Source organism: Streptomyces ferrugineus (assembly GCF_015160855.1).
GTDB classification, from domain to species: Bacteria; Actinomycetota; Actinomycetes; order Streptomycetales; family Streptomycetaceae; genus Streptomyces; species Streptomyces ferrugineus.
This window is the reverse complement of the sequence record NZ_CP063373.1, coordinates 5,599,687-5,614,566: the sequence shown is the minus strand read 5'-3', so window position 1 is coordinate 5,614,566 and position 14,880 is coordinate 5,599,687. Positions and strand designations below refer to the sequence as shown.

Below are 14,880 nucleotides of genomic sequence, written 5' to 3'. Positions count from 1 at the left end.
GGAGGCTCACCGGCTCACTGGTAGTGGACGAAACGCCGGCTGAGCCGGAACTGGACGGCGGTGACCGCCATGATCAGCACGAACAGCAGGACGCCCACCGCCGAGGCCGTACCGAAGCGGAGCTGCTCGAAGGCGCTCTCGTAGATGACCATCACCACGGTGCGGGTGGCGTCGCCGGGGCCGCCGTTGGTGAGGACGTACGGCTGCTCGAAGACCTGGAGCGCGTTGATGATGCCGACCACCGACGCGACCAGCAGCGTGGGCGACAGCAGGGGCAGGGTGACGTTGAGGTGCTTGCGCAGCCCGGTGGCGCCGTCGAGGGAGGCGGCCTCGTGGATCTCCCTGGGGATGTTGTTCAGCCCGCCCACGAACAGCAGGAACGAGAACCCGAACTGCTGCCAGACGTAGACCAGGATCACGGTGGCCATCGCCGCGTTCTCGGACGTCAGCCACGGCACCGGAGCGATTCCGACCAGCCCCAGCAGCCAGTTCACCACCCCGAAGTCCTGGTTGAACAGGTACTTCATCACCACCGAGATCGACGCGGCGGACAGCACCAGCGGGAAGAAGAACGCCGACCGGAACACCGAGCGCAGCCACACCGGCATCCGGCCGTTCACGGCCAGGGCGAGGGTGAGTGCGATCAACAGCTGGAGCGCGACGGCGAGCACCATGAACACCAGCGTGTTGCCGAAGGAGACCAGCACCGTCGAATCGGTGAAGACCTCACGGTAGTTGGCGGCTCCGGCGAAGCTCGGGTCGTCGATCACGTTCCAGTGGAAGAGGCTCAGCACCACCGAGCCGACGATCGGGACGACCGTGAAGACGACGATGCCGACGATCGTCGGCGCCAGGAACAGCGTGGCCAGCAGCCGGACGCCACGATCGCGGGCGGAGGCCCGGGGCGCGGGGCGCGGGGGCGCGGCCCCCGAAGGCTTCGGCCGTGCGTCCGGTATCCGGGTGTTCGCCTGGGTGTTCGTCATACGTCACGCTCCATGGCCTTCTCCAGATCGCTCTGCATCCGGCGCAGCGCGGGACCCACCGAGCGCCGCGAGGCCAGGGCGGTGCCGGTGTGCTTGAGCAGCACCTGCTCGACCTCGGCGACCTGCGGTGGCGCGGGGATGGGCCCGGTGTAGGGGAACTTGTCGAGGGTGTCGTAGAAGACCTGCCAGTGGTCGGGGCCGGTCTCCCGGTAGCGGTCGGCGGTCAGCATGGAGCGGCGTGCCGGGGTGGTCTGGTTCGTCTCGAACAGCCGCATCAGGGTGTCCCGGCGGGCGGCGTACTTGATGAACTCCCAGGCCTCCTCCTGCAGTTTCGACGTGCGCAGCAGCGCGTAGCCGGCGGCACCGAACTGCATGCGCTGGGTGCGCCAGCGCGGGAAGTACTGCACGTCGAAGGCGTCCGCCCGCATCCCGGCCAGATGCAGACCCCCCGCCCAGAAGCCGCCCGCGGGCGTGACGCCGACCCGGCCGGTGGAGAACACGCCGATGAGGTTCTGGCCGTTGCCGCCCTCGGGCCGGGTGCACAGGCCCTCCTGGACGAGGGAGGCGAGATAGTCGTACGCCTCCTCCACGCGCGCGTCGGTGGCCTGCGGGGTCGTCCAGCGGAACCCGCCGCCGCGTCCCTTCCGGGCGCCGGCCGGGTAGAACGAGTCCCACAGCCAGGCGCCGCCCGGCGCCTTGGACTCGGCGAGCAGATTGGTGTCGTTGGCGAACAGCCAGGGCACCACGCCGCCCCACAGCCGGTTGGTCCAGAAGTACGGCGTGAACTGCGAACCGCTGGCCTTCTTCATGTCCCGCAGCAGCGCGGTGAAGTCGTCGCGGGTCCAGTCGGCAGCCGGGAAGCCGGCGTCCGCCCGCTTCAGCACCTGGTTGTTGAGGTACATGTCGGCCGCGTTGAACTCGACCGGGAGCTGGTACAGGCTCCCCTCGTACATCATCGACTCCACCAGCGAGGGATGGACGTCGGCGAAGTACTCGCGCAGCTCCTCGGCGTCCCGCCGCACCCAGTCGTCCAGCGGGACCCCGAGGCGCTGCGCGAACAACTGGACGCCCTCGGTGGCGACGTACACCAGATCCGGCGCCGTGCCCGCCGCGATCTGGGTGAGGATCTTCGCGAAGAAGTCGGACCAGTCGACGGCCTGCACGGCGTTGATCCGTAGCTTGATGTCGGGGTGGACCTTCTTGAAGCCGTCGGTGAGCGTGCGGATCGCCTCCGGTCCGTATGCGGGGCCGAGCGTGGCGACGACGAGCGAGCCGTCGTTCCGGCCGGGGATGTCGGCTCCGGTCAGCCGGTCCCAGCTCGCGGCGGTACCGGCGAGCGCGGCGGCTCCCGCGCCGTAGGCGCCGTACCGCAGCAGCGTGCGGCGGGTGGGGTGCGAGTCGGTCATGGAAGGGCCTAACTCGTGTTAGTCGACCAGTGATGCCCCAGATGATGAGAAGTGCCTGTCGGCCCTGTCAATAGTCGTGAACCACTTGACCTTTAACGAGTTAGGTCGCAGAGTCCTGGTCCACACGAGCCGCCGTCCCGACGATGGGAATGATGTGTGATGCGCATGATGTCCAGGAGATCGCTGCTCGCCGGTTCAGCGGCCGGGGCCTCGGCCACGCTGTTGCCGACCGCGTCTCCGGCCGCCGCGAAACCTGGGAAACCGGCCGCCACCTGCGCGAGCTATCGCGCCGAGTACCACTTCACGGTGCCCGACCAGTGGAAGAACGACCCGCAGCGCCCGGTCTGGATCGACGGGGAGTATCGCTACTACTACCTGTACAACCCGGACTATCTCGCCGGCGGAACCACCACGGGCACCGCGTGGCGCCTCGCCACCAGCACCGATCTGGTCTCCTTCCAGGACCGAGGGACAGCTGTGCCGAAGGACACGACGGTCAACGGCGACGTCTGGTCCGGGTCGGCGGTGATCGACACGGACGACACCGCGGGCTTCGGCGCGGGGGCGGTGATCGTCATCGCCACCATGGCGCCGGACGAGGTCACGCAGGCGCAGTACCTGTACTACTCGACCGACGGCGGCCGGACGTTCACGAACCACGGGACCGATCCCGTCCTGCCCAACCCCGGTGTGCGCGACTTCCGCGATCCCAAGGTGATCCGGGACGAGGAGCGCGGCCGGTGGGTGATGGCACTGGCCGAGAACGACAAGGTGGGCTTCTACCACTCGGACGACCTGAAGTCCTGGACGTACGCCGGAGGCTTCGTCCACGGCGGCATCGGCGTCCTGGAGTGCCCGGACCTGTTCCGCGTCACCGCCGACGACGGCACCGCGAAGTGGGTGCTCGGCGTGAGCGCCAACGGCAAGGGCTCGGGGCGGCCGAACACCTACGCCTACTGGACGGGCTCCTTCGACGGTACGGCCTTCACCGCCGACGCCACCGACCCGCAGTGGCTCGACCACGGCTGGGACTGGTACGCGGCCGTCACCTTCGACCGGCACCGGAGCGACGGCTCGGTGGACCCGTCCGTCCGCTACGCCATGGGCTGGCTGAACAACTGGGACTACGCCAACATCACGCCCACGATCGACTGCGACGGCTTCAACGGCACGGACTCGATCGTCCGTCAGCTCACCCTGAAGCGGGCCTCCTCCGGAACGTACTACCTGGCCTCACAGCCGGTCGCGGGCTTGGATGCCCATGTCTCGCGCACCGTGAACCTGGGCGACCTGGAGGTCTCCGGCACCCGGGTGCTCGACTACCGGGGCACGGCGTACGAGGTGACCTGCGAGATCACCTGGGACCAACTCACCGGCGCCGGAGTCCAGTTGCGTCGCTCTCCCGACGGCAGCCGTCACGTCGACGCCGGGGTCTACCGGGACTACGCCTTCCTCAACCGCCGCCCCACCGTGAACCCGGACGCCTCCGGCAGGTGGCAGGAGAGCCACAGCCCCTTCGACCCGTCAACCCGCAGGGTGCGGCTGCGCATCCTGGTCGACCGCACATCCGTCGAGATGTTCGTGGACGACGGACGGTACGTGCACTCCTCGGAGGTCTTCCCGTACCTGATCGACACCGGGCTCGCCCTGTTCACGATCGACGGCCCGGCGGTGTTCCGGAACACCGTGATCCGGGAGTTCGCGGTCTGAGGCCCTGTCGCCAGGCCCGCCGATCACTGTCACGATCTTCCCGGAGCCGGCTCGGACCGGAGCCGGTGTGGGCAGACGGACGGACGACCGACGGAGCGGGCATGACGACGGACAGGACCACGGAGGGCGGGGCGGAGCACGCCGCGGGGATCGAGGTGCGCCCGGTCGCCGGCCACATCGGGGCGGAGATCACGGGCGCCGACCTGGCCGGGGAACTCGACGACACCGTCGTCGCCGCGATCCGGGCGGCGGTGCTCCGCTGGAAGGTCGTCTTCTTCCGGGGGCAACGGCTGGACCACGCCGGGCATGTGGCGTTCGCGCGCCGGTTCGGCGAACCGGTCGTCCCGCGCAGGCGGGGGAGCGCCTCCCCGGCGGACTTCCCCGAGATCGAGACGACCGCCGACCGGCTGGAGCTGGGCGGGAGGTTCGGCATGGAGCACGACGAGTGGCTGCGGCGCCGCCGCCACACCCTGCTGCGCGGCTGGCACTGCGACCACGGCGCCCGTATCGACCCGCCCGCCGCGACGATCCTGCGCGCCGAGACCGTGCCCCCGTACGGCGGCGACACGACCTGGTCCAACCTGGCCGCCGCCTACGCCGGACTCTCCGGCCCGGTCAGGGAGTTCGTCGACGGGCTGCGGGCCGAGCACCGCCTCGGCGTCGGCTATCAGCCCCGGCCCGGCGACGACGCGTACGTCCGCCACCTGCTGGACCACCAGGTCGCCTCGCTGCATCCGCTGGTGCGCGTCCATCCGGAGACGGGGGAGCGGGTTCTCTACGTCAACGGCTACTACGTCGAGCAGATCGCCGGTCTCTCCCGGGCCGAGAGCCGGGCGATCCTCGACATGCTGCTGGAGCAGGCGGTGCGCCCCGAGTACACGGTCCGCTTCCGCTGGGAGCCCGGCAGCATCGCCTTCTGGGACAACCGGGCCACCATCCACCTGGCCCCCGGCGACAACGCCCACCTGGACTTCCCCCGGACCATGCACCGGGTGATGCTCACCGGTGACGTACCGGTGGGCGTGGACGGCGAACCCTCGGAGCCGATCGTCGGGACCGAGCCGGGGCGCTGGTAGCCGAGCGGGCTTTCGCGCGCGGGATCAACGGGCGAGCAGCTCCCGCAGCGCCTTCGCGATGTCGTCCGGTGCCTCCTCGGCCATGAAGTGGCCGTGGGAGACCGTCGTGTGCCGCAGATCGGGCGCCCAGGCGCGCCACAGCGCGGCCGCGTCGAAACCGAGGGCGGCGCCCCAGTCCTGCTGAAGCACCGCGACGGGCATCCGCAGCCTGCGTCCCGCCTCCCGGTCGGCCCGGTCGTGCTCGATGTCGACACCGGCCGAGGCCCGGTAGTCGGCGACGATCGAGGGCACCGCCTCCCGGCAGGCCGCCAGGTAGGCGGCGCGGACCTCGTCCGGCACGGCCCCCCGGTCGGTCGTCCAGATGTCGAGGAAGTGCCCGAAGAAGGTGTCCGGCGCGGCGCTGATCATGCGTTCGGGCAGGCCGGGCGGCTGGGCCAGCAGATAGAGGTGGAAGCCGACGGCGGCGGTGACGCCGTGCATCACGTCCCACATGTCCAGGGTCGGCAGGATGTCGAGACACGCCAGGTGGGTCACCGCGCCGGGATGGTCGAGCGCGGCCCGGAAGGCCACCAGAGCGCCACGGTCGTGCCCGGCCAGGGCGAAGCGCTCGTGCCCGAGTGCGCGGGCCAGGGCCACGATGTCCGCGGCCATGGTCCGCTTGGCGTACCCGCTGCCGTCGGACTCGGCCGGCTTGTCGCTGGCGCCGTAGCCGCGCAGGTCCGGGCAGATCACCGTGTGGTCCGCCGCGAGATCGACGGCCACGTGCCGCCACATCAGGTGGGTCTGCGGGAAGCCGTGCAACAGGACGACCGGCGCGCCGGAGCCACCGACGGCCGCGTGCAGGGACACGCCGTCGGCGACCGGGATGCGGTGGTGGCCGAAGCCGGGGATGACAGGAGGCATGGCGTCGCTCCTTGGGATGCTCATCGATGGGCTGGGGGACTCCTCGATCCTCCCGGGGGCGGATGAGCAGCGAATGAGCGGCGGGTCCGGGACAGACGTCGAAAGGAACAGACCGGGAGTTCCCGCGCGATGCGCACGCCATGCGCGTCGCGAGAGGCCGTTCACACGTAAGCCGGTGGTGGTCGTCGCCGGTCGCCCCCCATCCGGCCCGCCCCTCGGCATGCCCCTGCCGATCGAGGAGTGGAGCCGCGTCCGAACGGGCATGTGCAGTTCGCTCGGCGACGGTTGGGGGGCCGATGACCATAAGTCCCAGGCGACGACGTGAGGCGCTGATACTGGCGTCCGGACCCGTCCTCGGGGCCGGCGTGGGCGCGGTGACGAATCTGGTCACCGCCACCTGGAACTGGTGGCTCTTCGGCACACTGCTCGCGCTGGTCACCCTCGCGGCCGCGGGTGCCGTTCTGGTGCCCGGTGGCAGCCCCGCCACGGACGATCCCGCTCCGGTCGGCGTGTCGGCCGACCGCGGCGACGGGCCGAACACACTCCCACCGGGAATGGCAGTGTTCGCCGGCCGCGAAAGCGAACTGGACCGGCTCCTGACCGCCGAGCCGCCCGCGCCGGCGGCACGGCCGCTCGTCTGCCTCGTCACGGGGCGGTCGGGGAGCGGCAAGACGGAACTCGCCGTCCAGGCGGCCCACCGCCTCGTCGAGCGCGACCCGGGCGGCCGGCTCTTCGTCGCGTACCGCAGCCATGCGGAATCGGCGGGTCGGCTCCGGCCGCAGGACGCCCTCGCCGGGGTGCTGACCATCGTCGGCGCGGCTCCGGCGACGACAGACTTCAATCTGGACAGCATGAGCAGCGAATGGCGGTCCGCCGTCGGAAGCAGGCCGTTCCTGATCGTCCTCGACGACGTGGCCGAAGCCGCGCATGCTGCCCGGTCTGGACGCGGACGTGCATGTCGAGGTCGGCGCTCTCGGTGAGGACGCTGCCCGATCCGTCGTCGGCGACATCCTGCGCCGAGGCTCCCGCACGGTCGACGACACCGTCTGCCGCTGACCATCCGACACATCGCCGACCGGATCGTCGCCGAAGGGGAACCACCGCAACGAGGCATGGATCATTCTCCGCTGCTCTGAGGATCAAATCCAGCGCATCGGAAAGGAACGGCTGCGCCTGGGCCCGGCGCGAGATCGGGATCGTGAAGAGGATCTTGGGATCCTACGCAGAGGCACAGGCCTTGTTGGAACAGGCGTTGCGGGAGTTCAACGAGCTGGGCGGTGAGCGGAACATCGCGGATGTGCACGTCGAACTCTGTACGCTCCGCAGGATGATGGGTGATCGGGCCACCGCACGGGAACACGGCGACACCGCACTCCTCATGTACCGACGGATGGGAAATCGCCGAGGCGCTGCCTGGACGGAAGTGGAGATGGGCGTCCTTGGTGCGGACCAGGTTCTGCTGGAAGTCGGCAAGCTCGCGCTCGTCCAGGGCGAGGCACGAGGGGCGAGGCAGTTTCTCGAAGAGGCCATGGCGCGCTACGCCGATCTCGGTGCGGCGCAGGTCACGGAGGTGCGCAGCCTCCTCGCCAGTTGACACACGGGTGGGAGCACGGGACGGTTCACGCTCGGTCGTCGGCTGGTCGGAGGCTGGGCCCGCTCAGTCCGGCGCCTTCGGATGCCGAGGCGCCGGACTGGCTTTGGTCACTGACCGTCCCACCGAGCCGGTGGTCAGGTGACCGGTGGCTCGATGTCCGCGTCGATGGGGCGCCACGCCGTGACCGAGCGGGTCATGGGATGTTCGCCGCCCAGCTCCTTGCTCTCCCTTGCCCGTCCTTCGGCTTCGTCGTGGAGTCGCCGGGCCTCGTCCGGTTCGTCCTGACGCAGCTGTGCGGCGAGGTTGGAGGCGCCGGCAATCGTCAGGTAGTGGTTGGGGCCGAGTACGGCTTCGAGTCCCTCGGACGCTTCGCGAGCCATTCCGACCGCCTCCGGGTGGCGGTCGTTCTCCGACAGGTCCGTCGCATGGTTGAGCATGCAGGTGAGCGTGTACGGATGCCGAGGGCCGAGGAGTCCGCGCAGGCGATCGAGGGCCTGCGCCGACAGCCGCAGCGCCTCCTCCCGCTCACCCGTGAGGCGCAGCAGGATCGCGAGGTTGGTGGCGCTCGCGAGGGTGAAGACGTGATCCTCGCCGAACCGGCGCTGGTAGCGCTCGAAGGTGTCCTTGGCGAGGTCCCGCCCCTCCACGGCATCTCCGCGGTCGTACCGGTCGGAGCACAGGTTCGTCGCCACGGCCAGTGTGTCGGGGTGGTCGTCGCCGAGCTGTTTGCGGCACTGGTCGTACGTTTCGCTGGTCAACGCGTAGGCCTTCTCGGAGTCGCCGAGGCGGCGGTAGAGGATGGCAGCTCCGAGCGAGGCGCGGAACGTGATCAGGTGCTCGTTTCCGAGCGTGCGCCGGCTTCGCTCGAGGGTGTCCTCGATGAGTTTCAGCGCCTCGTGGAACTCTCCTGCGGCGCGCAGGTCGCGGGCGTAGTTGGTGGCCGAGTTGAGCGTGGAGCGCTCGTCGGGACCGGAGATCTCCTGGCGCTGCTTGAAGATGTCCCGGTTGGTGTTGCGCGCCGCCTCCCGGTTGCCGGAGAGGAACTCGGACACGGCGAGGTTGTTCGCCGCCGACAGGGTTCGCGGGTGAGAGTCCGTGTACACGCGACGTGCCCGCTCGAGCGTGTCCCTGTCGCTTTCCATGGCTTCCTCGTAGCGTCCGGCACCACGCAGGTCGGCGCCCAGGCTCATGGCCGCGTTCAGGGTGTAGGGGTGGTCCTCGCCGAGGACACGACGCCCACGTTCGTAGGCGTCTCGGGTCACCGAGAACGCCTTGGACAGCCGGCCCTGGTCGCGCAGGGCGTTGCCGAGTTCGGTGCGCAGTTGGAGCACCAGTTCGTCGTCGTCTCCGAACAGCGAGGTCCAGGTGCCCAGCACACGCTCGGCCGTCTGGTCGGCCGTCGCGGCGTCGCCGCTGCGCCACAGGTAGCGGACCGTGTCGCAGATCCACTGCCGCACCTCGGTCTTGTCGCTCTCCTCCGCCTGCGTCGGTCGCAGATGAGGCAGCAGCGCGGCGTAGTGGGACCAGTTGGCGGAGTCGTCGGGGTTGTTGGGGTTGCCCTCGCCGAGGACGGAGTGGACCCGCTCGCGCATCTCGCCCTGTTCCTCGGCGCTGAGCTGGTCCCTGAGGACCCGCTGGACCAGACGGTGCAGGGTGAGGGTGTCGGCGCGTTCGTCGATCTGCGCCAGCCCGTTGCGCTTGATCTCTCCGTACAGCCTGCCCATCATCAGCAGGTTCGCCAGACTCGGGTCGTGGTGTTGCAGCAACCGGCGAGAGGTCTGGTTGTTGAGCAGGCTTCGCGGGATGGGGTCGGGGCCGAAGAACGCGCACACCTGCAGGAGCGCGGCGGCTGCGGGCATGCGCTCCCGCAACTGGTTGAGGGAGAGCAGCCAGGTGGCTGCGGCGGAACTCGGGTATTCGGGCGCAGGCTGACTGCGCAGGATGTCGGTCATCTGACTACGAAGCATCTCCACGTAGGTGTCCACGGGCAGGGCCGACTGCTGGAGCGACGCCGCAGCGAGGCTGACCGCGAGGGGGAAGTCCCCCAGTTCCTCCGCCACCCGGTCCGCCTCCACCCGTTCCAGGCCGCGGTTGTAGCGGCGGAGCAGGGCCACGCTCTCCTCCCGGGTGAAGAGGTCGACCTCGAGGCGTGCCGCACGCTCGTCCCACCCGGGGTTGCGGGAGGTGATCAGGACATGCCGGCCGGATCCGCTGACGGGAATCAGTTCGTCGAGGTCCCCGGCCTTCTCGGCGTTGTCGTAGACGAGCAGCCACCGGGAGTGGGGAGCGCCGCGGCGCAGCCTGTCCAGCACCTCGTTGCATATCGCGCGCAGGTCCTTGCCGCCGGTGGCCACTCCGAGGCGCGCGCCGAGTGCGCTGAGGTCCTGACGGATCTGCTGCCGTTCGGCCGCGTTGATCCACCAGACCACGTCGTAGTCCGAGGCGAAGCGGTGTGCGTACTCCAGGGCGATCTGCGTCTTGCCGACCCCGCCGAGTCCGTAGAGGGCCTGGGGCAGCACGGCGGTGGAACCGCCCGAGAGCAGACTGTCCCGCAGACGCTCGATCAGCGCCCGGCGACCGGTGAACACGGCGTTGCGCTGTGGCAGCCGGGACACCTTCGGTGGTGTGCCGGGGAGCCTGGTGGACGGGATCGCACTCGCCGCGACATGGCGGGCACCGCTCCCTGGCTGCTCCCCGTCGGCGGCGGCCAGCAGCCGAAGCACCGCCTCCTCGGTGGAGACTCCGACAAGGCTGACGGCCGGGGAGGCGGTCGTGAACTCCGGTGGGAGCGAGGAGTCGTCCACATGGACCGGAATGATCATGCCGTTCTCGCCGTTGGAGTCCCTACGGCTGACGCGCTGCCAGGTGTCCCGTGCCTCCTTGAGAGCCGTGTACTGCGAAGAGAGCAGCACGACGAGCCGCGACTCACCGGCCAGGGTGCGCTCCAGCCCGGCCAGCGCCGTGGAGGCGGCCGAGAGGTCGGTCGTCTCGACCGGTGCCAGCTTCGCCTCGAAGCCCGCGGCCCGGAACGCCGCGGCCGCCCAGTCCGCCCAGAGCCGGTCCGGGGCGGCGTAGCTGACGTAGAAGTCCTTGCGGTTGACGGGCGAGTTGCGTTCGTACTCCCTGCGCAGCCGCTGACGGTAGGTCTCCGGCATGTTGCTCAACTGGATCACCCGGTTGTCGGTGATCCGGGCGGTGAGTCGTTCGAATGCGGCGAGCAGTGTGCCGTCCTGACGCCGCTCTCCTACGGTGGCGGGGATCTCCTCGTAGGCGTAGCTGGCCTTGTAGGGGATCTCGACGCTGTTCCAGTAGTCGTCGTACTCCTCTTCCGGCATCCAGTGCAGGAACGGGCTGAACAGGCTGCGGGCCTGGTATCGCCCGGCCTCGAGACGGTCGCGGCCGGCGTCCTCGACGCGCATGGGCACCGGCACGATGCGGATGTTCCGCTGGGCGTGGGAGTTGCGGCGGATCGACTCCGCCACCCGGACGGCGCCGTTGACGCCCTGCCGGCTCAGGGTGAAGCAGTCCACCACGATGTCAGGCAGGACCACCGTGCAGATGCCCGCCGTGTCACTGAACCCGGTCCTGCTGTCGATCAGCACGTAGTCATAACGCGCTGCCATGTCCTCACGCAACGCCGTCAGCAGGTTGTTGCCACCCATGCGGTAGAACTTGCCCCAGTCGAAGGTGCTGACGGTGACGGCATAGGTGTCGGGGTCCTGCGCACCGGCCGGTAGCAGGTCGAGCCTCCCGCCCGGGGGGAGCCGCAGATCCGTGCCCACGACGTACTGGTCGACCCGTGCGTGCTCTCGGAGTCCGACGAGGGAGGGCGGCCGAGCCGTGGTCGCGTCCCCGGCCTCGGCGCGGGAGCCCACGGCGTGTGCCGTCGCCTCCCGGGCGAAGTTCTGCACCATCTCGATGACGCCCGCACTCTCGGTGAGTTCGGGGTCGGCGAGCAGGGGCTGCAGGTAGGTGTGCAGTCCGGGCGCCTCCAGGTCCCAGTCCACGACGAGGACGCGCAGGCCGTTGCTGGCGAGGATCCAGGCGGTGTTGACCAGCGCCATGGTGCGCCCCGTGCCGCCCTTGAAGGAGTAGAAGGTGATGATCGTGCCCCGGCCGTGGTCGTCATGGGTCATCGGTCCTGCTCCTTGCTCCGGCTCTCGAAGGTGTGGGGCGGAAAGGGGCCACGACGTCGAGGATGGGAAGGCTCGCGGAGTCGGTCGGGAACACCTCCTCTTCTCCCAAGAAAGAGAAAAGGTGGTTGCTCGCCTTGGCAACTACCGCATGGAGGAGGCCGTCGAAATCGTCAGACAAAGCACCCAGCTGGACCAACGGCAAAGGTTCGCCGGCGCCGCTCGCCCAGCTCAGGGGGAACGCGCTGCGGACCGTATCCCAGTAGGACTTGCCCTGCGACGGATCACTCGCCTCGTCCGCTCCGCACGGGACGATCACGACACTGCCGGGATGGTTCTCCCGGTCGTACGCCCGGATCGCTCTTCGATACGCCTCGTCAGCCGCGGCCTGTGCCTCCACCAGGAGGACCGCGACCCACCCCTGCGCGCGGGCCCGGTCGAGGTGCTGTCCGAGCTGGTGCGAGACGGTCTCGGTCCGCACGGTGAAGCCGCTCTGCTCCAGAAGGCGTCTCGCCCTTGTGGCCAGCGGTTCCTCGTGTTCGGTGGGGAACGGATTCCAGTCGGCGGGGCTGTCTCCGTGGCACCGGCACGCGGGATGCACCCGCTGCGGATGTGCTGTCGCGGCAGTCCGTGCGGCCACCAGTACCAGGGCATGGCTGCCCGGCGCCGCGAGGTCGGTGGAGGGGAACGGGCCCACCGCCTCCGGAGCGCTGAGATCGAGACCCTCGACCACCGGTATCCGGAAGTGCTCCGCGGCGACCAGTATCTGCTGCGCGAGGAGTTTCACGATCCGGATGTACTCCCCGCCCGGGTCCGCGACCAGCAACCGCCGTAACCCCCACCGGGCGTAGTCCTCGCCGAAGTCGATGTTCTCGTACTGTATGTGGTCGGCGCCGGTGGGGACCCCCGACACCGGTTCCCACAGGACCGGAATGAGCGCTCGCGCGTCCACACCCGTCACGTCGCGCAGGCCGCGCTGCCGGTCGTCGAAGGCCTTCCACTCCCGCCCGCAGAAGTCGCTGCGGAAGTAGTCCGAGGTGTACAGGGCCACCATGGTCCGGCAATGCCCCACGGCATCGCCCAGGGCCGCGTTCCAGTTCTGACCGACCTGGATGGACAGGACGTCGAGAAAGGGTCGCCCGAACGGCTCGCTGGTCCTCGCGCGTAAGCCACGCAGTTCGGTGCAAAGATCGTCGTAAAACCGTTTGATCAGGACCCGAGGGCCCCGCCTGCGCGCGTAGCTCAGGAAGAAATACGGTTCCAATGAGTCCCTGACCTGCAGCTTCCACGGGGTTCAGACGGTGGAGCGAGCCACACTGTGCGCCTTGGAGGGTGTCCGGCGCCGGCGGAAGCGAGCACGGAACAGTGGACCTCCACACCTCATCACCCCCCAACCGGTTCCCCTCAGTTCTTGCCGTGGTGGAGCAGTGCCGAGACAGCGAACGATACCCCCCTTCCTCCGCGCGGTACCCTGCGCGGCAGGATCCGAGTTCATATCCACCTATCCCCACATCGAAGGCATTCAACTCTCCTTGCTTCGTTGAGCACTTGGGGCGCGCGGTGTCACGGTCCCGGCTCACTGAGGGGCGCGCATCAGGTGATGGTTCATGCGTCGGCGGATGTGGGCGATCAGGACGGCCAGATCCGCGCAGTAGACCGAGGGGTTGGCGAATCCGGTCGTCGGGTGGTGGCGGTGGGTGTACAGGCCGCCTCCGCAGACGTCGGTGAACACACAGTCCCGGCAGACCTGCCCGAGACCGTCCGCTCCCGCCTGCCGCCTGCGCATGGCCTCCGTGCGAAGGGCGTCGGAGAAGGGGTGCCGGAACACGTCGAGCCCGGTGACCGGCGCGCCGGGTGCCACGACCTTGAGGGAGTCGGAGTCCTCAAGGGTCCCATCGGACTCCACGACCACGAGGTCGTGCGGTGCGAGTCCGAACGCCTCGGTGTTCACGGCGCCGCCGAGCAGGCCGGACATGAGCTCCTCGAACGAGCGAACGCGAGTCTCCTGCTGTGGCGCGTCGAACCAGCGGTCGAAGACGGACATCAACCACTCGGCGTAGGGGACCCGGTCACCACGGGTCTCGGTGTCCGGGGGCCGGTGCGGGGGGCGTGTCCGGTCTTCGACGCCCGGGGGCGGACGACCCCAAGTGCCGTGCGGCAGAAGGAAGTCGACGCGCGGTGGCTCGAACCGCAGGAGCGACTCGTAGGTTTCGACGGGGTCGTTCGCCAGGTCCACGGTGCACAGGAGTCCCACGAACAGATGTCGATACCTGGGATGTCCGAGCAGCTTCAGCGCCGCGGCGACACGTGGGTGGCTCGGGCGGCCGTCCGAGAACCGACGGTGCCGGTCGTGTGCCGCGGGTGCCCCGTCGAGGCTCACCGCCACGTCGACCCGGTGGTCGAGCAGCAGCTCGAGGAAGTTCGTGTCGAGGAGCGTTCCGTTCGACTGGAGCGAGCAGTGGAAAGGCACCACCGGGTCCAGGCGTTCATGGAGGACGGTGAGCAGTTCGGAGAGGTGCGTTCTCCCCACCATCAGAGGTTCCCCGCCGTGCAGGATGATCCGGACGGAGCGAAGCCGGTGCTCCAGCGCGTGCTCGGCGATCCGGTCGGCGGCTCGGCGGACCGTGTCGAGGGGCATCATGCTGGGCCGTTGCCGCCAGCTCTGGTCAGCGGCGAAGTACACATAACAGTAGTCGCAGGACAGATTGCACAAGCTGTGGATCTTCAACAGGAACTGCCGTAAGGGAACGCCCGGCGGCCGGCCCGGCTCGGCGGGGTCGACCTCCCATGCGGTCACAGCGCACTGTCGAAGACGACGTCGGTCGTCCCTTGCGGACTGTCGGCTTCTTGAAGGCGTCGCCGCAGGGCGTGCCCAAGTGCCGTGTTCGTTTCAGCCACTGTCTCCAGCAGGTGAGGCGAGAACCCGGTGATGTCCACCAGTCCTGTATTGCGGCTGCTTTCCTGAGGCGCATCCATCGGTAGTTGCTCCCCCTGACCCTGAGCGTCCCTGAGTGGTGCCGAGTGCCGAGATGTTGCCCCGAAACATTCCATGTCCATGCTCTTTCAGAGCTCTGC

Annotated in this window: 11 protein-coding genes; 4 read left to right on the top strand and 7 right to left on the bottom strand. The window is 69.2% G+C overall.

What is annotated here, in order from left to right:
- Positions 1-14: 14 nt before the first annotated feature.
- Both IM697_RS25315 and IM697_RS25310 read right to left on the bottom strand, forming a co-directional pair.
- Positions 15-983, bottom strand: a complete 969-nt coding sequence (locus IM697_RS25315) for a carbohydrate ABC transporter permease (RefSeq protein WP_194038398.1) — start codon at positions 981-983, stop codon at positions 15-17.
- Positions 980-2,389 (bottom strand): extracellular solute-binding protein, encoded by a 1,410-nt coding sequence (locus IM697_RS25310; RefSeq protein ID WP_194038397.1) that lies wholly within the window; start codon positions 2,387-2,389, stop codon positions 980-982. The genes IM697_RS25315 and IM697_RS25310 overlap by 4 nt, the downstream gene beginning before the upstream one ends.
- Positions 2,390-2,548: 159 nt before the next feature.
- Between IM697_RS25310 and IM697_RS25305 the strand changes: the two genes are divergently transcribed.
- Both IM697_RS25305 and IM697_RS25300 read left to right on the top strand, forming a co-directional pair.
- Positions 2,549-4,099 (top strand): glycoside hydrolase family 32 protein, encoded by a 1,551-nt coding sequence (locus IM697_RS25305; protein ID WP_194038396.1) that lies wholly within the window; start codon positions 2,549-2,551, stop codon positions 4,097-4,099.
- Between the two features lie 101 nt (positions 4,100-4,200).
- Entirely contained in the window at positions 4,201-5,175 is a 975-nt protein-coding gene (locus IM697_RS25300; protein WP_194038395.1) for a TauD/TfdA dioxygenase family protein, read from the top strand.
- A gap of 24 nt (positions 5,176-5,199) precedes the next feature.
- Here IM697_RS25300 and IM697_RS25295 read toward each other — a convergent pair whose 3' ends face one another.
- On the bottom strand, positions 5,200-6,078 hold the full coding sequence (locus tag IM697_RS25295; protein WP_194038394.1) for an alpha/beta fold hydrolase: 879 nt from the start codon (positions 6,076-6,078) through the stop codon (positions 5,200-5,202).
- A 296-nt stretch (positions 6,079-6,374) separates the two neighbouring features.
- Between IM697_RS25295 and IM697_RS25290 the strand changes: the two genes are divergently transcribed.
- Positions 6,375-7,058: an ATP-binding protein gene (locus IM697_RS25290; RefSeq protein WP_194038393.1), complete on the top strand. Its 684-nt coding sequence runs from the start codon at positions 6,375-6,377 to the stop codon at positions 7,056-7,058.
- Between the two features lie 218 nt (positions 7,059-7,276).
- Entirely contained in the window at positions 7,277-7,672 is a 396-nt protein-coding gene (locus IM697_RS25285) for a hypothetical protein (protein WP_194038392.1), read from the top strand.
- 134 nt (positions 7,673-7,806) lie between these two features.
- Here IM697_RS25285 and fxsT read toward each other — a convergent pair whose 3' ends face one another.
- The 4 genes from fxsT to IM697_RS25265 form a co-directional block, all read right to left on the bottom strand.
- Complete coding sequence (gene fxsT / locus IM697_RS25280) at positions 7,807-11,808, bottom strand: FxSxx-COOH system tetratricopeptide repeat protein (RefSeq protein ID WP_194038391.1); 4,002 nt, start codon at positions 11,806-11,808, stop codon at positions 7,807-7,809.
- Positions 11,798-13,069, bottom strand: a complete 1,272-nt coding sequence (locus IM697_RS25275; RefSeq protein WP_194038390.1) for a TIR-like protein FxsC — start codon at positions 13,067-13,069, stop codon at positions 11,798-11,800. Before IM697_RS25275 ends, fxsT begins: the two co-directional genes overlap by 11 nt.
- Before the next feature lie 312 nt (positions 13,070-13,381).
- Positions 13,382-14,602 (bottom strand): FxsB family cyclophane-forming radical SAM/SPASM peptide maturase, encoded by a 1,221-nt coding sequence (locus tag IM697_RS25270; RefSeq protein WP_228044168.1) that lies wholly within the window; start codon positions 14,600-14,602, stop codon positions 13,382-13,384.
- Entirely contained in the window at positions 14,599-14,781 is a 183-nt protein-coding gene (locus tag IM697_RS25265) for an FXSXX-COOH protein (protein ID WP_194038389.1), read from the bottom strand. The genes IM697_RS25270 and IM697_RS25265 overlap by 4 nt, the downstream gene beginning before the upstream one ends.
- Positions 14,782-14,880 lie beyond the last annotated feature (99 nt).

What these genes read in the sequence shown, in the direction of transcription:
- IM697_RS25300 (WP_194038395.1), top strand. Translation starts at nt 4,201, where the DNA reads ATGACGACGGACAGGACCACGGAGGGCGGGGCGGAGCACGCCGCGGGG.
- IM697_RS25315 (WP_194038398.1), bottom strand. Translation starts at nt 983, where the DNA reads ATGACGAACACCCAGGCGAACACCCGGATACCGGACGCACGGCCGAAG.
- IM697_RS25265 (WP_194038389.1), bottom strand. Translation starts at nt 14,781, where the DNA reads ATGGATGCGCCTCAGGAAAGCAGCCGCAATACAGGACTGGTGGACATC.
- IM697_RS25305 (WP_194038396.1), top strand. Translation starts at nt 2,549, where the DNA reads ATGCGCATGATGTCCAGGAGATCGCTGCTCGCCGGTTCAGCGGCCGGG.
- IM697_RS25290 (WP_194038393.1), top strand. Translation starts at nt 6,375, where the DNA reads ATGACCATAAGTCCCAGGCGACGACGTGAGGCGCTGATACTGGCGTCC.
- IM697_RS25295 (WP_194038394.1), bottom strand. Translation starts at nt 6,078, where the DNA reads ATGCCTCCTGTCATCCCCGGCTTCGGCCACCACCGCATCCCGGTCGCC.
- IM697_RS25310 (WP_194038397.1), bottom strand. Translation starts at nt 2,389, where the DNA reads ATGACCGACTCGCACCCCACCCGCCGCACGCTGCTGCGGTACGGCGCC.
- fxsT (WP_194038391.1), bottom strand. Translation starts at nt 11,808, where the DNA reads ATGACCCATGACGACCACGGCCGGGGCACGATCATCACCTTCTACTCC.